Below are 19,927 nucleotides of genomic sequence, written 5' to 3' on the forward strand. Positions count from 1 at the left end.
AAGCCCCCGCGCGCGCGGGTTAACCTCCCCGGCAGGACATGGGGGAGACAATGACGGTTCAGGAAACATTCACTCGGCACCGCGCACGACAGCTTTACTGGCAGGGGTATCCGCCGGCGGAAATCGCGCGCCTGATGGGTATCAACCAGAACACGGTTTACGCCTGGAAGAAGCGCGACGAATGGGATGAAACGCCACCGATCCAGCGCGTCACCACCTCGATTGATGCGCGCCTGGTGCAGCTGACCGGCAAGGACAAGAAGAGCGGCGGCGACTTCAAGGAAATCGACCTGCTGACGCGCCAGCTGAAGAAGCTGGACAACGGCACGCCGGCCACCCAGCCGAAAAAGAAGGTGCGCAAGAAGCAAAACTTCTTCTCTGAGTCGCAGATCGCGCAGCTGCGGCAGAACATCCTGGGGTCGCTGCACTGGCATCAGCAAGGCTGGTATGACAATCACCACCACCGCAACCGGATGATCCTGAAGAGTCGCCAGGTGGGGGCGACTTGGTATTTTGCACGCGAGGCGCTGATCCGCGCGTTATCTGACGATGTGAAGTACAAGCACCAGCTCAACCAGATCTTTCTGTCGGCCAGCCGCCGGCAGGCGTACCAGTTCCGCAGCTTCATTCGTTCGGCCGCGGCGGAGGTCGACGTCGAGCTGAAGGGCGGCGATATGATCCAGCTGTTCAACGGCGCCGAGCTGCATTTCCTCGGCACGTCTGCAGCGACGGCGCAGTCCTACACCGGCAACCTGTTCTTTGACGAGTTTTTCTGGGTGGGCCAGTTCGCCAACCTGAAGAAGGTGGCCGGTGCGATGGCGACGCTGAAAGGGCTGACGCGTACCTACTTCTCCACGCCGTCGGCGGAAAGCCATGAAGCGTATCCGTTCTGGACAGGGGAGGCGTTCAACAAGGGGCGCGCCAGCAGTAGCCGCGTGGAGTTCGACACGTCCTGGAAGACGCTGAACAGCGGGCTGATGTGCCCGGACAAGATCTGGCGCCAGATCGTCACGTTGCAGGACGCCATCGATCACGGCTGGGATTTGACCGATATCGATGAAATCCGCGACGAGAACAGCCCGGAGGAATACGACAACCTCTACGGCTGCCAGTTTATCCGCAACGGTGAATCGGCCTTTGACTACAACATGCTGCTGACCTGCGGCGCTGATGGTTATGACGACTGGCTCGATTGGAAACCCTACGCCATGCGGCCGCTGGCCGATCGGCCGGTCTGGATTGGTTACGACCCGAACGGCGCCAGCGGGAAAGGTGACAGCGGGGCGATCTCCGTCAACGCCGTGCCGCTGGTCGCCGGTGGTAAGTTCCGCACCATCGAGACGCAGCGCATCCGCGGCATGGAGTTCGAGGCGCAGGCCAATCTGATCATTGGCATGCTGGATCGCTATAACGTGCAGCATATCGGCATTGACGGGCAGGGGATTGGCGAGGCGGTCTGGCAGTTGGTGAAGAAGAAGTTTCCGGCGGCGGTCTGCTACCAGTTCAACCCGGCCAGCAAGCGCATGCTGGTATTGAAGATGCAGCAACTGGTTCGCGGCGGTCGCTGGGAGTTCGACCGCGGGGAGCGTGACCTGATCACGGCATTCAGCGCGGTGCGCAAAGTGGTAACGCCTGGCGGGGTGATCACCTATGACACCGACCGCAGCCGCGGCGTCAGCCATGGCGACCTTGCCTGGGCGACGATGCTGGCCATTATCAACGAGCCGCTGGGACAAGATGGCGGCAGCACAATGACGGTTATGGAGTATTAACGTGAGCAAACGAAAATCACCGCGGCAGCGCCAGCAGCCCGCCGCAGACACGCAGCTTGATCTGGCGACCGAGCTGCAAAAACTCCCTGGCCTGAGTACCTTCTCCTTCGACGGCCCCTGGCCGGTTAGCTCGTCCTATGACCTGCTCGACTCGATGTACTGCGCCGACAACGGCCGCTACTACGACACGCCGATCAGCTGGTACGGTCTGGCGCGCCAGTTCGGCCACGCCAGCTGGCACCAGTCGGCGCTGATATTCAAGCGTAACGTGCTGGCCGGTTGTTTCATCCCGCACAAGCTGCTGTCGCGCCAGGCGTTCTCGGCCTTCGCTATGGATTGGGTGGTGTTCGGCAATGCCTACCTGGAGCTGCGCCGTAACGTGTTAGGCGGGCCGCTGGCATTGCACCACACGCTGGCGAAGTACACGCGCCGCGGCTCTGACCTGGATACTTACTGGTTTATCCAGGCGGGGCTTGATGATTATCAGTTTCCTACCGGCGCCGTCTGCCATGTGATCAACCCGGACATTCACCAGGAGATCTACGGCATGCCGGAATACTTCGCGGGCCTGCTGTCCGCGAACCTTTCGCACTCGGCCGACACGTTCCGCAAGCTGTACTACGACAACGGCAGCCATGCCGGCTGCATCGTCTACGTCAACAGCGCCATCGCCGATCAGGAGAGCCTCGACAAGCTCAAGAAGACGCTGACCGACACGCGCCGCGGCGGAGCATTCAAAAACATCCTGCTGCACGCGCCGAACGGCGGTAAGGACTCGGTGCAGATCCTGCCGTTCAGCCAGATCTCGGCCAAGGATGAATTCCTGGGCGTCAAGTCCGCTACACGTGACGATATCCTCGCCGCGCACCGCGTGCCGCCGCAGCTGATGGGCGCCATGCCGGAAGGTAACGGCACCTTCGGCGACGTGGAGAAGGCGGCGCGGGTGTTCGCAATCAACGAGCTGACGCCCATCATGGAAGCCATGAAGCACGTCAACGACTGGATGGGGGAGGAGGTGATCCGCTTCAACCCGTATGCACTGCTCGATGTAGAGTAACTCCGGCGCTGCAGCACGGCCGCCGCTGTCTATGGCGGCCATCCCCTGACAAGTAGCCCCATCACGCGCCACGCCCATCACTTCGAACTGCTCCCCACCGCCAGCCGCGCTATGCGGGCCGCTGGCGCGTTAACGCCTGTTCATCACCTCAATAGCACCACGACGGCGAGAGCCCCACAGCGGCCCATTCAGGCAACACACGACCCCCTTCCCATACCCCAAAGCGCGCGCTTGCTCCCCCGCCTCGCCTGCGCGCCTCACACCCTCTTTTTTGTGCAAGATCCAAAGTAGATCGAACCCGCGCCAGTACTGGCGCAGGTTCGCAATAGGGGAGATCGAATTATTGTGCAAAATTATGCGCTATTGTGCAGTTTGAAGAACAATAAAAAATGACTCTGATGGCCTTGGTTTTTACCTTCCCCATTCCCTTTCAGGAAGTCGGTCTTTGAAAGCAAGGTAATCATAAAACTCACGTGTGTGGGAAAAAATACATTCACACATAGCAGCGCCAGCGTTGGAAAGAGCCAGCTTCAGCATACCGTCAGGCTTAGGGTTGCTCACCAAATTAGCATAAACCTGGGCCTGATCTGTGCCGTGAACACATAATAGAAGTGATGACTCAAATGTAACCACTGCATCCAATAAACGCTGATGAACAACAGCAAGTGCTGGTTGATTGGCAACGATTGCAGTCAAACAGCGGCGATCTCCTGTCATGAAGATTGCCTCGGGATTCTCTATGCACGATGCAAGTAGTAGCTGTTCGCCTACATCAATTCCAGGCACACTCCCTAGAAGCTCGATTAGCTGGGAATCTTGGACTTCAGGGATATCCTGTACAGACCCGATGAATGCTCCCAGTTGCTCATAAACAACCTGGCTACCACATTTCCTGATTGCCTTATCAGGATTTTGCGGAAGTAGCTGAAAACGGGCTGCGGGGTTAATAAAGATCTGTTCGGGGGGTTGATTAAAAACTACTGGCAGCTGTGGCAACAGATTGCACTGTGCCAGCTTTAAAATGACATCATTGTCAGAAAGAACAATCACTTATCACTCCCCGATTAGATTTTCTAAAACCTTAAGATCATCTTCGTGGATATTTTCTAAATCCATCCCGCTTTTCATCATGGCCCTCACAAAGTCCTGATCTGATTCTTTACCAGCACAGAGCGATTTAACCGCGTTAACAGCAGCGCCCCAGCAGTTCTGAGCGAAACCATAATTTAAGGCGATGTGAGTAGGGTCAATGTGATTGTCACTACCATATTTTTGAGCCGCCCGAGCCAGACTAGCCCCATTCAACCGGCCAGCTGTAGGAACGATACGCAAAGACTTCTGTCCCGAAATAACCAGGAAGGCAAATTCGTTGGCTTCTTTCTCTATGTTGTCAGTCGAAGCATTTTCAATTTTTGCATCAACATGACATTGCCCGTTTTCTGCGTTCAGATGACCTCTGGCGATGTGGCCTAACTCATGCGCAAGGTCGAACAGCATATAGCCATACTTCTGCGGTTGAGTAAGAACTATCACCGGGCGCCCGTGGCTCATTAGCGCCAGTCCGGCCATTTTCTTGGCCGCTTGAGGGAAGGATTTTAGAAAAACAACAGGAATACCAATTGAATGGCAGTACGATACCAAACTATCAAGCGATACCCATGATTCCTTAGCAAGGATTTTTGCTCTTATCGCCAAAGGATCCAGCACGGCACTAGCATCGTAAGGAGTTTTGAAATTAGATGTGACAATGCCAGCCGCAGTATAGGCAACAGCAGTCGCAATATCTAAATCGTTCTCGGCTACATTTTGTCGATGTTTGTATTTATGGTTGCCACCAAAATTGAAACATACGCCATCACTGCCATCTTTCAGACTATCAGGGAGAATGCTAAACATACGTGCGAGATGCAGGTACGCATATTGGCGCCCTGATGGGGTTTCAGCAAGCTTCTCATCCCACCAATCAGGCAACAACCTGCGGATGTAAGAGAGATTAAACCCGGCCCTGCCGAATTTAGAATAAATTTGACTCATCTGATTATGGTTCGTCATAAGAGCCTCCTAACTGCGTGTGTAAGCGAAATGCCATTTATTATTAGCTTAGTTATGACACAAAAACGCGCACACTATAAGCAGAAAACGACAAAATTCATAATGTTTTCGGTTGTGTTATTTGTGTGTAGCTTCAAGTTAGAACCGGTTATATCAGCTTAGTTCCGTGAAAACTCAGGTTCACTTGGCCGTTAGCAAACTCCTGCGATGACCGTGCTCGATGCTTTTTCAGCTCAAACACTCGGCTCATGATGGCGCTGCGTTTTTCCGCGTAGCTGGCCGGCGCCTCGCGGATGGTTCCATCGGCGCCAGCCCGCCAGCGCTTGCCGTTCAGCGACAATTCATCACCGCCGGCCAGCTTTTTCGCTTCCAGCTCGGTCAGTTCCAGGCCGATCGAAACCGCGAAATCGGTTAGCCGCTCGAGATGCTGCGCCGATTTTTCGGCACGTTGGTGCTGCGAGGGCTGCTTGCTTCGCGTTTTTTTCTCTTCTGCTATCAGGTATTCGTTGAAGGCCCGCCGTTCTCGGCGCGTCATCCCCTCAAAATCGCCCCCAGGCGGCCAGCTGGCACAGCCATTTGCATCTATATCAGGGGGCAAAAGGCCGGAATTACTGCCCTGTCTGTCTTCCTCCTGCTGCGTTCCGCGTACAGTTATTGACAGAACTCCGAGGGGCGGCGCTGCCGCCTGAAGGTCAACGGCCAAAACCGGATCGGCGCCAGCTGGCACAATCTTGTAAGTGATTAGGCGGGTATAAACCGTCGCCTGAATGCCCGATAGCGGAGAATAAACGCCGATGATTTTGCTGATGTCGTCGCCGTAATCGTTGCCGTTCTCGGTGGTTTCATAAGCAAGGCGCACGCGAAGGTTGTGGCGCTCAACCAAAGGGCCGCCCTGGGCTTCGGTATATCCCACCCAGTCATCGCCATCCGCAGCAATGTGCGCAGGGGAAATCTGCGGATAAAGGAACAGATCGCGACCGGGCATGCGGCGCAACTCGCGGTATACCGTGACCGGGGCGCCGCCAATCTGCTGAAACTGACGAATACGCCAGCGCGACGCCCAGGCGTTCACGCGCTTGGCGATATCCTTCAGCGGTTCGCCGGTGTCATGATCCAGCTCGTCGTCAAGGGCGTACCCGTCGATATTTTTCGAAATGTATTTCGCGATGTAGCCCGTGGCGGAGCCGAATTGCTCATCCATTGGCTTAACGCTGAAACGGTATTCGGCGGCGCCTGGTTCATCGCCATCAACCTGCAGCGCGTAGCGGCGGAAGATGTCGCGGGCCTGCTCGATGTGCTCAGGCTTGAGGAACAGCAACAAATGCCAGTGCGGGGTTTCGTCGTGGTGCGGCTCGGTGACGCGGAAGCCGAACACGCGAATGCCGGCGCGCTTCCACGATGCCCGCACCTTTGACCAGACCTTGCAAAGATAGCGCTGGGTTTCGCGCGGGCTGGCGCCGCGGTATTTGTTATTGCGGCGCCCGGTCTTACTTTGCATCGCGTGATACTTCGACGGAGCCGTCAGCGTGTAAAACTCGCCAGCCAGTTCGCGGGCCTTCGCCAAATCTTCAAAACCGCGCATGCGGTTCATTAACTCGGCGCGCTTAACCGCAGGATTGGCGACGCTGCCGTCCACCTTGTCGATGAGCGAAACGCGCTCGCCGGTGTCCACGTCTTCCAGTTCCCGCGACTTCAAAAACTCGCGGTTGGCTTTCTTCTGGGCGTGCCATTCTTTCAGGCATGGATCGCTGCAGTAGGGCGTTGCCTTATCGCTGACATAGCCGGCGGCGATCATGAGGTGCTCGCGCCACTGGTCATGCAGGCGGCGCAAACGGCGCAACCACCATGCCGGTGATTCGAGGCGCGCGACGGCGCGCGTTGCATCTTCCGCGCTCAACTGTCCGCTGCAATATTGCTGCCAGCCCGGAGCGAACATATTCAGGCTCTGGGTTAAATACCCGATGCGGCCATAGGCATAGATCACGGCAAAGGCCAGATCGTCAGCGGCGGCGGCCCAGTAATCGCAGAGGCGCACAAACTCGCCTGTCATGCAGTCGGCCAGCCTGTGCGCCAGGCGTTTGAGGTCTTTTTTCCCGCTGTACGGGATGCGGAAGAAATCATCGCGGAAGGCGATCAGCGCCGGCGGCACCTGGCCGATCTGGTACTGTTCGTTGACTGCATCGATGCGCGGCAGGACGTGGCGCTCAAAGGTATTGACCAGCCAGCCGTTGGCGGCCTTCATTCCTTTGCTTTGCTCGAGGCTGTTCAGGCGCTGGGTGTAATAGCGTCGGACATACTGGGGAAGAGCGGCCAGCCGCCGGCGCAGGCGACGTGGCGCGGGATCGGCAACGCGCGACTGACCGGCGATATCAAACAGGGGAACGCGCACCGGCTCGCCGGCGTGGTTGGTGGCACCGAATAACTGGATCGATGCCGGTTCGTCGGCACGCTCGGTGACGATGGCGTCGCGCTTGGCGTTCCAGGAGTATGCGTATTCAAAAGCAACCGCGCCGCTGCCCGGATAGGGTAGCGGCGGGGAAGGTTGGTGCCGTCCGCGTGCGTTGCTTGTCATTCCCTTTGACCTGGCGCTGCTGCCAGCATCGCGGCATAGATGTTGCCGAAGTTCACGCAGAAACTTTCGTCGGCGTTGAACGTGACATCGTCGCAGTTCATGGCGGCGGCGATCATGTCTTCGGTTGGCTCTACTGGCACAAACTGGTAATCGCCACCTCCAGTTTGAGCGAGTATTGCAGCGCGACAGGCATCCCATATTGTTTGAGGATCAGCGCCGCATTCAACAAATCCTTCGCACTCTGTGTAAATCACGTCAAAGACAGATTTCGGCACGGTTTTCGGTATTGCTAGGGTTGGCTTCGGTTGTGTGGTTTTGGTGCTCATGCGGATGCCTTCATAGTTGCGATTATCTCGCCAACGTCTGCGCGGCTGGCAGCTTTGGCGCTGACAGAGCGGCGGGCGGTGATCGAGGTGATAGCGAAATCGGCGTACAGTGCTTTGGCTGCGTCCGTCTCGCTGTTCGAGGCAACGACGTGGCGGCCCAGCTTGGCGGCGATACGTAGCATGCGCGCCAGCTTGCGCTGCTGCTCGCTGGTAAAGCCGTCAGTGTGATAGCTGGTAAAGCTGGCGGTGGCGCTGGCTGGGATGTACGGCGGATCGCAATAAATCACGTCGCCGGCCTGGGCCATCCTGATCGCTTCTGGGAAGCTGCAGCACAGGAAAATAGCTTTCTTGGCCTGCGCCTTTTCTGCGAAGGCTCTGATCTCGTCTTCTGGGAAGTAGGGCGCTTTTCGATGACCGAACGGCGAATTAAACTCGCCGCTCAGGTTGTAGCGGCAAACGCCGTTGAAGGTGTGGCGGTTCAGGTAAAGGAACTGCGCAGCACGGTAGATGAAATTGCTGTCACAGCGCAGATTGAAGTCAGCGCGCACGCCGTAATAGCCCTCCTGATCCGGGTGTGCGTTGAACAGATGGCGCGCTTCGCGGATCAGCACCTCAGGATGGTTTTTGGCGACGTTGTGGAAGTTGATCAGATCGCTGTTGATATCGCACAGCAGATAACTGTCATAGTCGGTATTGAGAAAAACCGCGCCGGAGCCGACGAACGGCTCAACCAGGCGCTTACCTTCCGGCAGGTGCTGGCGCAGCGTGTCGATAATGCGGGCTTTGCTGCCGAGCCACTTCAGCGCCGTGCGGTTCATGCGTCACCGCCTGCAAAAACGACATCAGCTACAGCGAAACCCTTCAGTTCATTACCATCATAAATTGCTGCTATCACTTCAGGGGAAATCAGCGCATTGATGACGCCAATCATGCCGATGATATAGGTGCTGTCGCAGATACCTACCGTTGCCGCTGTCTTTTTGGCGAAATATTCAGAGCACTTAACGCGATTATCAACCAGAGCTGTGATCGCATCTGGGTCTACCTGAAATAACCCGTTAAGGATATCGACAGCTTTTTGTGCCGTTATTCCGTGCGATGCGCGGCGAACACCTCCGGCTGCCATTGCCTCAATCACGCCGAGAGTTGTCAGGCAGTCAGAAAGGGCGCGATGCGGCGTTCCTTCGATAATGACACCCTGCTGTTCGGCGGCGGCTGTCAGCTTTTGCCACTTGTACCCGCCACGGTCGCTTTTCTGGCCGTAAAACTCGGCGTACTCATGCATGGCACATACGATCTGTGGCATTACGCTAATTTTCGGCGTTACCTTCCAGATGCGATCTGTCTGTTCAAGCAAGCGGAGATCATATTCAGCATTGTAAATCGCAATCGTTTTTCCACTGATTAAGCTGCACAGCTGAGGGTTGACCTCCGGCCATGTTGGGGCATCTTTTACCATTTCATCAGTGATTCCATGGATTGCGGTAGCTTCTGCCGGAATAGGTTTTGATGGCTTGACCAGCGTGTTCAGCAGTACCTTGCCAGTGGCGTCAATTACGGCTATCTCGATGATCTCGGCTTTATCATCGAGGCCCGTGGTTTCTGTATCCAAAACCAGGCAATTTCTATTTAAACATTGCTGTGCTTGCTGTTGTGGTGTCATGGTATTTCTCCGATTCAATTAATCGTAATTACGTAATTCAGGTGGAACGGATGCCGCGCGATTAAAGGCGCGGCAGAATTTGCAATAGCGGTAGGCAACCCAGCCAACCAACCCAAATGCGACAACCGCCCAAATGGCGGCGAGAGTGAAGCAGAAAGCCATCATTGAGGCTTCTCCACTTTGGGTGCGTCGGTAGACCGGCGGATATTGATCCAGTCCTTCAACGTGCTTAATACCTGGTCGCGGGTGAAGTTATCCGCAGCCAGTCGGTCAAGTTTGCTCTCCAGCAGCTCAAGCAGTTGAAGCCGCTCAGAGCGGCGGGCATTCATAAACGCTTTGTGTAATTCGTCGTCTTGCATATCCACCTCCTGATTTCAGGGTGTAAGAAACCCGCCACCATGAAGGCGGCATTATTTTTAACAACGCTGTTTAATTAATCGCAGTCAGTAATATTTATTAATGACGGGATATCGCGATTTAACTTTTGTAGAAGTTTTATCCCTCGGAAAACGGCCCGCCTTTCTGCGTAACTCATTTCCTCGAACTTCATTTCGATGTGTTGAGCCGTTAACTTTGTGCGGCTGTCAATATTGCCTAATGTGCAAATGGCTTTTTTTTCACTCGCCATCAGCTTGTTATAAAAAAAGGCAGTGTGATTTTTGTTTTTAGCGCGCGCCAGTAATGACTTGGCATTATTGACGAAACGCTCACCGGATTTTATTTGCTCAACTGTCATGCTCATAAAAGCCCCCACACTGTTGCCTATCTGGGAGCGCATCCCGTGACGCCAATCACCCCCGTTAAAGGTTGAGATGCGCTCTCAGATAGGGCCGGTCATGCCGGCACAACAAATATTGAAAGTGATTTGTATATTACTAAAAATATAAACAGTCCTGCCAAAATCATTTTAATAACGGGCCATCCGTGTTTTATAAACTCTGCTTTAAGCTCTTTGAGGCCCCCGCCGCTTTCAATAAGACCCCAAACCATCATGCATGCCACCGCCATGAACCAAGCAATAAGAAACGCGAGTCCATCTTTCATAAAACCCCCGAATTTTGTTGCGGTGATGGGATATCGCCGTTGTTACAGCGCATGATTAAGCGATCGATAACGGCGGCGGCCGGGCCATCGCCAGCAGCCTCTGCTGTACTCAGCAAACCCGTCAGGCCGATGCACAGGCGGAAGGCGTAATCGTTCAGCGATACCTGGCGAACCTCTGGTGCCACAGCGGAAGCGCTGTGCAGATTGGTCGCTTTGGTGTGGTACTGCAGCAGCAGCGTGTCGATCAGAATGCGGTAAGGCTGTTTCATGCTGGTGTGTCCTCTGAAAATGGCGCCGGTTTTTTGCCGTAGCACTGCCAATACTTCGCGGCGTTCTCGATAACGATGCTCGCAGCAGGGTGGCCGGCATAGCGTGCGGCGTCTGCGATACGTCCGAGATTGATCACTGCATTCGCCGATTCGCCGACCGCGCGCTCAGGTTTCATGTACTGTATGCGTTTGTCGTATTGAGCGATCACGGCGTTTGCTGCGTCGTAGAATGGGTTGCCGCTCATGCCGGCCTCTTGCCGTTGATCATCTTGTCCACGGTGCGCATGGCTTCCGCCAGCGCGAAATCACGACCGAAATAATCCCCGTTGCTCACCAGCTGGTAGGCCGTGCGATTCGTTTCGCTATGGCGCGGGCACTTCTGAATAGTGAATCCGCGGTAAATGAAGGTGTGCTTCGAGAGTTGGATCAGGGCACGCGGCTGAATCTCCGTCATGAGTGATCTCCTCAAGAGCCCATATGCGCGACAAACTTCTCCGCGTGACGCTTGGCATTCAGATAGATGGCGTAAAGATTGACCCTACGCTTGGCTCCTGGGCGAGTTTGTAAAATTGGTAGGGCGCCGGTGTCTGCCTGAGTGCGGATCGTCTGCGGATTCTTACCAATGCGGCGCGCATAATCAGAGATCGATTCCTCTAACAGGTCACCGAATGGGTAATCCGCAGGTAATTGATTTTCCCTCACTCCAATCACCTTTTTTTGTCGGTTTTTGTTCATAGTGGTACCCTTTAAGATCACGCAGATTTAAGTCATAAAGGTCACTTTAACGTGACCTTTTCGAAAGGATAGTCATTTGGACGTGACCATGTCAAGCGATTACGCGCAAAAATTGAAATCGATCAGAAGAGCTGAGGGGTTAACTCAGAAGGCTTTTTCTGACTTGGTCGGGGTTCCGCTTGGTTCGATAAAGAACTATGAGACGGGACAGACTGAGGCAGGTTTAAAAACAATCGAGCTTGTGGTTAACAATCCGCAGTTAAAAAAATACACGATGTGGCTGATGACAGGGGATGTCGCGCCTGAAATCGGGCAGATATCTCCTGCTCTCTCCCCTGATGGGCACGACAGCACATCCAACTACCCAAAAGGCCAGAAGGCTGGTTAACTGCTTGGCGTATAAAGAATTCGTGGGGTAAAGGTGGGATTTGTGCTGAAAGGAGTCTTTGGGGATGAGTGTTAAGTCTCTTGGCGCTGACGGTTACATGGTGGATGTGCGGCCCCAAGGTAGAGACGGGAAGCGCGTCCGCAAAAAGTTTAAAACGAAGTCTGAAGCGCAACAGTTTGAGCGCTGGGTGATTGCGACACAGAACAACAAAGAATGGCTCGATAAGCCCGCTGACCATCGCCCATTAACAGACCTGATCGATCTGTGGTGGAACCATCACGGCCAGCACCTGAAAGACGGAGTGAAGAGGGCGCAGAAATTGCGCGTTATGGCGGAGAAAATGGGGCATCCCAAAGCGAGCCAGATCACCCGCACTTTCTTCGCCGACTACCGGTCGCTGCGATTTGCTGAAGGCAAGAAAGCCAAGACGGTCAATCTTGACCAGGAAATGCTGGGCGGCGTGTTTTCCGTTCTCATCGAGCTGGGGCATTACCACGGCGAGCACCCGCTCAAGGCCATGAAGAAAATGAAGCTGCCGGCACAGGAAATGGGGTTTCTTACCCAGGCCGAGATTGCCGCGCTGCAAGAGCGGCTTGACGGCGATCACCTGAAAGCTGTCCGTCTTTGCCTGGCGACGGGCGCCCGCTGGGGTGAGGTGGCGAAGCTGCGAAAGGAAGAGGTGATCGGTAACAAGGTCACCTACCTGAACACCAAGAACAACAAGAACAGGACGGTGCCGATCTCGCCCGAACTCTGCAAAGAGATCACCAGCGGTGTGAAGTCGGGGCCGCTGTTCAAGGATCTGAACTATCCCTATGTCCGGCTATGCGTGAAGGAAGTTGCTCCCGGTCTGCCGGCGGGACAAGCGGTGCATGTGCTGCGGCATACGTTCGCCAGTCATTTCATGATGAACGGCGGCAACATTTTGGCACTGCAGCGGATTTTAGGACACTCAAGTATTTTACAAACAATGGTTTATGCGCATTTTGCGCCGGATTATCTGGAAGATGCTGTCCGATTTAATCCTTTAACCAGTGTGGCTTAGACATGTCGTCTTCGGTTAACCAGACTCGGCCGCGAAGTTGAGACATTTGCTCGCGTGTCGCCGGGTTGAATTTTGCGCACCATGCACCGCCACGCAATACACAAAAAGCACCGTGAATCATTTGGCAAGCCACGATTAATCTTACATAAAAAGGAGTTTTCATGCCGGAAATGAATAATTTCATACAAGTCCCATTTCGTGTTGATGGTTGGAATTCAAACGCATTATTGAAGGAGCTTAACGAGGCGGGGTTTGAAACGCAAATTACAAGGCGGCACTTCAGCGCGGGCTCTACCGGCGGTGACTTTTTCAACCTTGCGCTTGAACTTGCACCTTATGCTTTTGGGTTACTCTCTTCTGTTTTAGTTGCGTATGTAACAAGAGGGAAGAAGGTGAAAATCAGCTTTAAAGATGGGCGCGTTACAGAGCTTGAAACAAACTATTGCAGCGTCAAGGAAGTGACCAAACTTTTAGAGTCGATAGAATCTGTGAGACAGATTGACGTTTCGAACAACTGATCCACAAATTGACCCAAACGCCCACGCTATACCCATTTTAAGCACGCAGTTACAGGCATCTAAATTACTGATAATCCTGTAACTGCTTGTTTTTATTACCCTCGAAATGGCGGCGAAAGCCTCCCTTTTTTATTGCCTGCCGTCAGGCGCCAAGGCGCTGTTCGAGCTCGGCGAGAGAAGGGAGGAACCAGACCTGTTCGCCGCGATTGGCTTCGCGCACAAGGTCTTGCAGCGCGCAGCTTTGCGCCAGCCAGGGAGTGATATCGCCCAGCAGCGCCACACGCAGGCGGTAGTTGATGAATTTCTGCAATACGGTGCCGGCCACGCCGCTCCTCAGTTGGAAGAAGGCGGGGTCGAGGCGGCTGACGGGGAGGGCAATCATCCCGGCCTCGTGTTCAAAGGCGGGCGCGATAAACAGGCTGACGTCGTTTTCGTCTTTCAACATCGGCCCGGCTTCGGCGAATACCACCAGGCGCAGATCATGGATTTGCTGCACGGCGTAGCTCATCGGTGCTCCGGGAGTCAGGGTTTAGCATGTTTTTGCAGGTAATGCTCGAACACCGCCAGCGTTTCGTCCGAGATATGGTGTTCAATCCCTTCGCTGTCCAGCTCGGCGGTTTCGCTCGGCACCCCGAGGCACATCAGCAGATCGACCACGATGCGGTGACGGCGGCGCACCTTCTGCGCTAGCTGCTCGCCTTCTTCCGTTAGAAACACCCCGCGATAAGGGCGCGATTCCACCAGCCCGGCGCTTTTCAGCCGCGCGATATTTTTGATCGCCGTCGGGTGAGACACGCCGAAGCGGCGCGCGATATCGGTGGTTCTGGCTTCGCGGGTGCTTTGCAGCAAATCGGCGATCAGCTCAACGTAATCTTCGATCAGCGCATTGGACTGCGCTTCGCGGGCGCGGCTAAAACGCAGGGCGTGCTCGGCCTCGTCCGGCATGTCGGTCTGGGCGTGGCGGTCGGCGTTATCTGGCGCGCGGGTAACCATAGCGTGGGGCGTCCTGTAAGCATAAGAATGGCGTCTCCCGGCAATGCGGGGAGGGTTGCCCTAAGTTAGTCCAAATAGCACACATTATCAATTCGATGCCACGCATTGTGGTAGTTAGAAATATCTCTACACAAAGCCCATTAATTTTGCCTGTTGCATAAAGTGTAGCCGATGCTACATTGTCAGCATGATCGGTGGAAAAATAACCAGCAAAAGATTAAGGGTACTTCATGCGAGACGCGGCTACTCCCTCATCGTTAACCGAACGGACCAACATCGCGATTGGCGCCGCCCTTGCCGGACGCAAGCGCGGCGCCTTTACGCCGTTGCTGTTCGCCGGCCCGGCGGTGATTGCCTCGATCGCCTATATGGATCCCGGTAATTTCGCCACCAACATTCAGGCCGGGGCGAAATACGGCTACAGCCTGCTGTGGGTGGTGGTGATGGCCAACCTGATCGCCATGCTGTTTCAGGCGCTGTCGGCCAAACTGGGCATCGTCACCAACCGCAATCTGGCGGAAATGTGCCGCGACCAGTTTTCACGGCCGGTGGTGATCGGCATGTGGCTGCTCAGCGAAGTGGCGGCGATGGCCACTGATTTGGCGGAGTTTCTCGGCGGGGCGATTGCGCTGGCGCTGCTGTTCCATATGCCGCTGCTGGCGGGGATGGGGGTGACGGCGGTGATCACCTATGCGCTGTTGATGGTGGAAAAGAAAGGTTTCCGCCCGGTCGAGCTGATGATCGGCGGCCTGGTGGGCATCATCGCGCTGTGCTATCTGGTGGAGATGTTCATCGTGCCGGTGAACTGGCAGGCGGCCGGCATCGGCATGGTGACGCCGCAGTTGCCGGATGCCCAGGCGCTGACCATCGCCGTCGGCATTATCGGCGCCACCGTGATGCCGCACGCCATTTTCCTGCACTCGGGATTGACCCAGCACCGCAGCCCGGCCAGCGACAACGGCGAGCGGCGCAAGCTGCTGCGTTTTTCCAATATTGAAGTGGTGATCGCGCTGGCGCTGGCCGGGCTGGTGAATATTGCGATGGTGATCATGGCCTCGAGCGCCTTCCACGCCGGTAACAGCGACGTGGCCGAAATTGGCACCGCCTACCATACGCTGACGCCGCTGTTCGGCGCGGCGGCGGCCGGCATCTTCCTTGCGTCGCTGATCGCCTCCGGCATTTCCAGCTCGGTGGTGGGCACCATGGCCGGGCAAATGATCATGCAGGGCTTCGTCGGTTTCCGTATCCCGGTGTGGGTGCGCCGCCTGGTCACCATGGTGCCGGCGTTTATCGTGGTGGCGATGGGCGTCAACGCCACCGACGCGCTGGTCTACAGCCAGGTGGTGCTGAGCCTGGCGCTGCCGGCGCCGATGATCGCGTTGGTGATGTTCACCCGTCGCCGCGACATCATGGGCGAGTTCGCCAACGGCCGCTGGACCAGTCTGGCGGCGGTGGTCGGCACGGTGGTGATCGTGCTGCTCAACGGGGTGTTGCTGCTGCAGACTTTCGGCGTCGATATCCCTGGACTGGGGTGAGGCGCGCGCTCAGGGCCTGGCGAATTTGTCGGTGAACAGCTCGCTGATGAAGTCGACGAAGACCCGAATTTTGTGGCTGCGATCCCGCAGGCGCGGATAGAGAATATTGATCGGCGCCCCTGTGGGCGCCCATTCCTGCAGTATCGGCTCCAATTCCCCTGTCTTCAGATAATTTTCCAGCGTGCAATCCAGCAAGTAAACCAGGCCGAGGTGATTCCTGGCCACCTCGCACAGCGATTGAGAATGGTTGAAGCTCAGCAGCGGGCTGGGCGCCAGAGAGTAGCGTTCGTCGCCGCGAATGAACTGCCAGTCGTCCGCCGCCGCTGCGCCTGAACGCATAAATCCCAGCCGCTGATGCTGTTGCAGCTGTTCCGGGTGTTCCGGCCGGCCATGGCGCGCAAAATAATCGGGCGACGCACAGCACAGGTAGCGTGGTTGCAGCAATTGACGGCTGACCATCTCGGGGATGTCGCCGGCGCCGATGCGAATAAATACGTCGGCGCGATCTTCCGCTGGATTGACCAGGCGATCGCTAACCGACACGCTGAGCTGCAACTCCGGGTATTGCGCCAAAAAAGCCGGCAGCGCTGGGGCGATATGCATGCTGCTCAGCATTGAGGCTATCTCAACCCGCAGCGGTCCGCGCGGTTGTTCAAAGTCACCCGACATGTCGTTTTTCAGCTGGTCAAACTGCCGCAGTATCTCTTGCGCGGTGCGATAGCAACGCTCCCCGGCGCTGGTCAGCGAGAAGCGCCGGGTTGAACGCTTGAAGAGGGACTGCCCGAACTGTTTTTCAAGCTGATTGATGCTGTACGTGACGCTGGCTGGGGAGAGCCCCATTTTGGTTGCCGCCTGGCTGAATCCCTCCATTTCCACCACCTGGCAGAACACGCGCAACGCATGCAGTTCGTTCATGTTAACAGCTTCCATTATTTAAATTATTAAAAGAGTATTTTTAAATATGCCGGCTGTCAATTTAACGCGGCATTGGATAATTTATTTTAAGCGTTTTTATTTATCTGAATTCGCATCCTTTATTGCCATAATGAAATAACGCCGAAGAGGATATTTATATGAAAAAGTTAACTGCCGTATTGTTATTGGCGGGCGCGGGTTTGTGCGGCCAAACTTATGCCGCAAGCAGCGAGGCCGTACCGCAACGTTACAGGGTTTCCGCAGAGGCGGGCGTCGCGGCAGAGCAGAAGGCGGTGTATGAGCTGATAAACCGCTACCAGACAGCGCTTAACGCCGGCGACACACAAACGATTTTGTCACTTTTTGCGCCAGAAAGTTACTCGCAATGGAACGAAAAACCGACGGCGGACAGCAATGAAAAGCGCCGCCAACAATATGACAACTTATTTAAAAACGAGAAATTTGAAACCGAGTTTGCTTATGACAGCGTCAGCGTGAACGGTAATATGGCCTATGTGCGAACGCACCATCATCGCGGCGCAACGGTCACCCGAATAAGCGACGGCGCCACCCTGATCGATTTAAACCGTGAAGTATTTGTATTGGAGAAACAGCAGGGCCAATGGAAGATCGTGGTCTACACCTTTAATACCAATCCGATTCAAGGGGTGAGCTGATAAGGACAGATAAAGGCCGCGCAAGCGGCCTTCTTAGGGTGTCGCGCGCGGTTACAGGTTCCCCACGCCGCCGTCCATTTGCAGCTCCGCGCCGACCATAAATGCCGACTCGTCCGCCGCCAGAAACACCGCCGCTTTGGCCAGCTCCAGCGCGCTGCCCATGCGGCCGATCGGCACCAGCGCGCGGATATCGTCGCGCAATGCCTGCTCATCCGCTTCCGCCAGCCCCAGCTTACCCAGCGCCGGGGTTTCGGTCGGGCCGGGGCTGAGGCCGTTGACGCGAATGCCGCGCGCGTGCAGTTCGCCGGAGAGCGTTCTGGCCAAAGATAACAAACCGGCTTTGCTGGCGGCGTAGGCGCTGCTCTGCGGCAGGCCGATATGGGCGCTGACCGAACCGCACAGGATCACCGAAGAAGGGTTGGCCAGCAGCGGCAGCAGCGCCTGGATCAGAAAGAACGGTCCCTTGAGGTTGATGTCCATCAGCCGCTGGTAGCTCTGTTCATCCCATTCCTGCAGCGGGCGGTGCGTGACGTCGCCGGCGTTAACGTACAGCACGTCCAGCCGCGGCCACCGTTGCTCCAACTGCTGCGCCAGCGCACGTTGCTGTGGGATGTCGCCGGCGTCGCTCAGCAGCAGCAGCGCGTTGCCCGCCAATGCCTGGCCCGCCGCGTCCAGGGCGCGTTGGCTGCGGCCGGTGATCGCCACCGTCGCGCCCTCGGCGATGAACTGGCGGGCGGTTTCCAACCCGATGCCGCTGGTGCCGCCGGTGATCAATGCGTATTTGCCTTGCAGTCGTGACATAACCGATTCCTCTTTAGCGTCAGTTTCGGCATTATTTGCGCTATAGTTACTTTTGCATAGTAGGCACCTTTTGGATACTAATGGACGAGGTGGGATGAAATGACGACGCAAGCGCCCTTAGCGGCGGAAAATAATTTGGCGGCGTTGCCGACGGCGGGTGAACCTTGCCCGATGGTGGACTTCGTCAATCTGGTGTCGGGCAAATGGGCGATACCGATCTTGTACCGGCTGATCATGATCGATGGCCCGGTGCGATTCAGCGAGCTGCAGCGGGCGGTGGCGCCCATTGCGCAAAAAGAGCTGACGCGCCAGCTGCGGCTGTTCGAACAGCGCGGTCTGGTGACGCGGCAGGTGTTTCCCGAAGTGCCGCCGCGAGTGGAGTATCAGGTCACCGCGCTGGGCAAATCGCTGCGGCCAACGTTGGACTCGCTGGCCGAGTGGATGCGTCGGCATGCGCCACAGCTGATCGGCGGCTAGTCGCCGATGCCTGGCGGGTTGATGGTTGAACGCTCGACCTTTTCGTCGCCTTCGCCCCAGCGTTCCAGCACCTGCGCATATTCGCCGCTGACGATAGCGCCATTGATGGCGGCGTTGACGGCGTTCACCAACCCGTTGCCTTTTTTGGTGGTGACCGCGACATAGGCCACGTTGGGGCCGATGCCGACCATTTTGGTTTTGCCGGTCAGCGCCGCCTTGTAGGCGCCGGTGGAGTGAGGGCCGAAGAACGCATCGGCGCGCCCGGACTGAATGCTGAGGTTGGTGGCGGCGTCGTCGGTCACGTAGATCGGCTGCACCGGCGGCAGCCCGGCGGCGCGATTCTGCTTATCCCATCCCAGCAGAATGTTTTCCTGATTGGTGCCGGATCCGACGATGATCCGCAGACCGGCGACGTCCTGCGGCCGGTTGATCGCGGTGATGTTGCTGGTGGATTTGACGTAAAAGCCCAGCGTGTCCACTCGGTAAGTGGCGAAGTCGAATTTGGTTTTACGCTGTTTGGTGACGGCGATGTTGAAGATCGCCGCATCGTATTTGCCCGCGCTGATGCCAAGCGGCCAATCTTCCCACGAGGTGGGCACCAGATTCAGATCCAGCCCGAGGCTGTCGGCCACCAGGCGGGCGATGTCCGGATCGCTGCCGATCAGCGTTTTATTGTCTTCGGCGAACAGCGCCAGCGGCGGGGAGTTCTCAAATGCCACCGCCACCGTCAGCTTGCCGGGCACCGCGAAGTGAAAGTTCGCCGGGATCAGCGCGATAGCGGCGGGGTTGTTCTCTGCGCGTATCGGCTGTCGATTAGCCTGCAGATCGATACCGCCCGACGGGGCCGCCTGCACGGCGGCGCTCAGCAACAGCGCGCACAGCGCCGGAATCCTCGGTAACATAACGCCCTCTATCCTTTGTTAATCATGGGGTTACTATTGGCGGCGGCGCGGGGCAAGTAAAGCAACAATAGTGAATAACCAAAGTGAAAAGATGCACAAGCGGGGGGCCGGGCTGCGCGAATCTGCAGCACTCGACGTGGAAAGTGCGCAATCAGGTTGAAAGCAGTAGAATTTGTCACTCATACT

Annotated in this window: 26 protein-coding genes; 8 read left to right on the forward strand and 18 right to left on the reverse strand. The window is 56.2% G+C overall.

Translation table 11 applies throughout. The annotated features are described in order from the left end of the window. Positions 1 to 50: 50 nt before the first annotated feature. Positions 51 to 1,772: a terminase large subunit domain-containing protein gene (locus tag J0F90_RS09465; protein WP_033640706.1), complete on the forward strand. Its 1,722-nt coding sequence runs from the start codon at positions 51 to 53 to the stop codon at positions 1,770 to 1,772. Position 1,773: 1 nt separating this feature from the next. Continuing rightward, positions 1,774 to 2,829, forward strand: coding sequence for a phage portal protein (locus tag J0F90_RS09470; protein ID WP_033640705.1), 1,056 nt, complete (start codon positions 1,774 to 1,776; stop codon positions 2,827 to 2,829). Positions 2,830 to 3,240: 411 nt separating this feature from the next. On the opposite strand, the gene J0F90_RS09475 is transcribed toward J0F90_RS09470, so the two are convergent. From J0F90_RS09475 to J0F90_RS09540, 13 genes are all read right to left on the reverse strand, one after another. Further along, the gene (locus tag J0F90_RS09475) at positions 3,241 to 3,879 is read right to left on the reverse strand and encodes a hypothetical protein (RefSeq protein WP_033640703.1); all 639 of its coding nucleotides are present in this window, start codon (positions 3,877 to 3,879) and stop codon (positions 3,241 to 3,243) included. A gap of 3 nt (positions 3,880 to 3,882) precedes the next feature. Further along, a complete protein-coding gene (locus J0F90_RS09480; protein WP_033640701.1) occupies positions 3,883 to 4,881 on the reverse strand; it encodes an ImmA/IrrE family metallo-endopeptidase in 999 nt (332 codons plus the stop codon). A 148-nt stretch (positions 4,882 to 5,029) separates the two neighbouring features. Next, positions 5,030 to 7,453 (reverse strand): replication endonuclease, encoded by a 2,424-nt coding sequence (locus J0F90_RS09490; protein WP_050072190.1) that lies wholly within the window; start codon positions 7,451 to 7,453, stop codon positions 5,030 to 5,032. Then, positions 7,450 to 7,779: a hypothetical protein gene (locus J0F90_RS09495; protein WP_033640698.1), complete on the reverse strand. Its 330-nt coding sequence runs from the start codon at positions 7,777 to 7,779 to the stop codon at positions 7,450 to 7,452. Before J0F90_RS09495 ends, J0F90_RS09490 begins: the two co-directional genes overlap by 4 nt. Beyond that, complete coding sequence (locus J0F90_RS09500) at positions 7,776 to 8,597, reverse strand: Dam family site-specific DNA-(adenine-N6)-methyltransferase (RefSeq protein ID WP_033640696.1); 822 nt, start codon at positions 8,595 to 8,597, stop codon at positions 7,776 to 7,778. The genes J0F90_RS09495 and J0F90_RS09500 overlap by 4 nt, the downstream gene beginning before the upstream one ends. After that, a complete protein-coding gene (locus J0F90_RS09505) occupies positions 8,594 to 9,442 on the reverse strand; it encodes a 3'-5' exonuclease (RefSeq protein WP_072009671.1) in 849 nt (282 codons plus the stop codon). Before J0F90_RS09505 ends, J0F90_RS09500 begins: the two co-directional genes overlap by 4 nt. A 161-nt stretch (positions 9,443 to 9,603) precedes the next feature. Further along, the gene (locus J0F90_RS09510; RefSeq protein WP_033640694.1) at positions 9,604 to 9,801 is read right to left on the reverse strand and encodes a hypothetical protein; all 198 of its coding nucleotides are present in this window, start codon (positions 9,799 to 9,801) and stop codon (positions 9,604 to 9,606) included. 74 nt (positions 9,802 to 9,875) lie between these two features. Next, positions 9,876 to 10,184 (reverse strand): hypothetical protein, encoded by a 309-nt coding sequence (locus J0F90_RS09515; protein WP_126186489.1) that lies wholly within the window; start codon positions 10,182 to 10,184, stop codon positions 9,876 to 9,878. Between the two features lie 92 nt (positions 10,185 to 10,276). Beyond that, positions 10,277 to 10,486 (reverse strand): hypothetical protein, encoded by a 210-nt coding sequence (locus J0F90_RS09520; protein WP_033640691.1) that lies wholly within the window; start codon positions 10,484 to 10,486, stop codon positions 10,277 to 10,279. Next, the gene (locus J0F90_RS09525; RefSeq protein ID WP_033640689.1) at positions 10,483 to 10,755 is read right to left on the reverse strand and encodes a hypothetical protein; all 273 of its coding nucleotides are present in this window, start codon (positions 10,753 to 10,755) and stop codon (positions 10,483 to 10,485) included. Before J0F90_RS09525 ends, J0F90_RS09520 begins: the two co-directional genes overlap by 4 nt. After that, a complete protein-coding gene (locus J0F90_RS09530; RefSeq protein ID WP_033640688.1) occupies positions 10,752 to 11,000 on the reverse strand; it encodes a hypothetical protein in 249 nt (82 codons plus the stop codon). The genes J0F90_RS09525 and J0F90_RS09530 overlap by 4 nt, the downstream gene beginning before the upstream one ends. After that, a complete protein-coding gene (locus J0F90_RS09535; RefSeq protein WP_033640687.1) occupies positions 10,997 to 11,209 on the reverse strand; it encodes a DUF4761 family protein in 213 nt (70 codons plus the stop codon). The genes J0F90_RS09530 and J0F90_RS09535 overlap by 4 nt, the downstream gene beginning before the upstream one ends. A gap of 11 nt (positions 11,210 to 11,220) precedes the next feature. After that, on the reverse strand, positions 11,221 to 11,490 hold the full coding sequence (locus tag J0F90_RS09540; RefSeq protein WP_050503712.1) for a hypothetical protein: 270 nt from the start codon (positions 11,488 to 11,490) through the stop codon (positions 11,221 to 11,223). Positions 11,491 to 11,572: 82 nt separating this feature from the next. Between J0F90_RS09540 and J0F90_RS09545 the strand changes: the two genes are divergently transcribed. The 3 genes from J0F90_RS09545 to J0F90_RS09555 all read left to right on the forward strand — a co-directional run bounded on the left by J0F90_RS09545 (position 11,573) and on the right by J0F90_RS09555 (position 13,441). Beyond that, positions 11,573 to 11,878, forward strand: a complete 306-nt coding sequence (locus J0F90_RS09545) for a helix-turn-helix domain-containing protein (RefSeq protein ID WP_392391993.1) — start codon at positions 11,573 to 11,575, stop codon at positions 11,876 to 11,878. 64 nt (positions 11,879 to 11,942) lie between these two features. Further along, positions 11,943 to 12,923 carry a phage integrase gene (locus J0F90_RS09550; RefSeq protein ID WP_033640686.1) on the forward strand — a complete coding sequence of 327 codons (981 nt, stop codon included), beginning with the start codon at positions 11,943 to 11,945 and terminating at the stop codon, positions 12,921 to 12,923. Positions 12,924 to 13,084: 161 nt separating this feature from the next. Then, on the forward strand, positions 13,085 to 13,441 hold the full coding sequence (locus J0F90_RS09555; protein WP_033640685.1) for a hypothetical protein: 357 nt from the start codon (positions 13,085 to 13,087) through the stop codon (positions 13,439 to 13,441). A gap of 142 nt (positions 13,442 to 13,583) precedes the next feature. On the opposite strand, the gene J0F90_RS09560 is transcribed toward J0F90_RS09555, so the two are convergent. Together J0F90_RS09560 and mntR are read right to left on the reverse strand one after the other, a co-directional pair. Next, positions 13,584 to 13,949, reverse strand: a complete 366-nt coding sequence (locus J0F90_RS09560) for a DUF4180 domain-containing protein (RefSeq protein WP_033640683.1) — start codon at positions 13,947 to 13,949, stop codon at positions 13,584 to 13,586. 14 nt (positions 13,950 to 13,963) lie between these two features. Next, a complete protein-coding gene (gene mntR, locus J0F90_RS09565) occupies positions 13,964 to 14,434 on the reverse strand; it encodes a manganese-binding transcriptional regulator MntR (protein ID WP_016928182.1) in 471 nt (156 codons plus the stop codon). Positions 14,435 to 14,664: 230 nt separating this feature from the next. Between mntR and J0F90_RS09570 the strand changes: the two genes are divergently transcribed. Next, positions 14,665 to 15,969, forward strand: a complete 1,305-nt coding sequence (locus J0F90_RS09570; RefSeq protein WP_028128024.1) for an Nramp family divalent metal transporter — start codon at positions 14,665 to 14,667, stop codon at positions 15,967 to 15,969. Between the two features lie 9 nt (positions 15,970 to 15,978). Here J0F90_RS09570 and J0F90_RS09575 read toward each other — a convergent pair whose 3' ends face one another. Then, positions 15,979 to 16,884, reverse strand: coding sequence for a LysR family transcriptional regulator (locus tag J0F90_RS09575; RefSeq protein ID WP_016928180.1), 906 nt, complete (start codon positions 16,882 to 16,884; stop codon positions 15,979 to 15,981). Between the two features lie 158 nt (positions 16,885 to 17,042). Here J0F90_RS09575 and J0F90_RS09580 point away from each other — a divergent pair, with 158 nt between their 5' ends. Next, the gene (locus tag J0F90_RS09580) at positions 17,043 to 17,561 is read left to right on the forward strand and encodes a YybH family protein (RefSeq protein WP_016928179.1); all 519 of its coding nucleotides are present in this window, start codon (positions 17,043 to 17,045) and stop codon (positions 17,559 to 17,561) included. Between the two features lie 51 nt (positions 17,562 to 17,612). Here J0F90_RS09580 and J0F90_RS09585 read toward each other — a convergent pair whose 3' ends face one another. Next, entirely contained in the window at positions 17,613 to 18,362 is a 750-nt protein-coding gene (locus J0F90_RS09585) for an SDR family oxidoreductase (protein ID WP_033640682.1), read from the reverse strand. Between the two features lie 99 nt (positions 18,363 to 18,461). On the opposite strand from J0F90_RS09585, the gene J0F90_RS09590 reads away from it, so the two are divergent. Continuing rightward, positions 18,462 to 18,839 (forward strand): winged helix-turn-helix transcriptional regulator, encoded by a 378-nt coding sequence (locus tag J0F90_RS09590; RefSeq protein WP_072270887.1) that lies wholly within the window; start codon positions 18,462 to 18,464, stop codon positions 18,837 to 18,839. Here the strand turns inward: J0F90_RS09590 and J0F90_RS09595 are convergent. Continuing rightward, positions 18,836 to 19,741, reverse strand: a complete 906-nt coding sequence (locus J0F90_RS09595) for a transporter substrate-binding domain-containing protein (protein WP_033640680.1) — start codon at positions 19,739 to 19,741, stop codon at positions 18,836 to 18,838. The two genes, J0F90_RS09590 and J0F90_RS09595, sit on opposite strands and share 4 nt — an antisense overlap. Between the last annotated feature and the right edge of the window lie 186 nt (positions 19,742 to 19,927).

It is taken from the genome of Serratia marcescens subsp. marcescens ATCC 13880 (genome assembly GCF_017299535.1).
Lineage (GTDB): Bacteria > Pseudomonadota > Gammaproteobacteria > Enterobacterales > Enterobacteriaceae > Serratia > Serratia marcescens.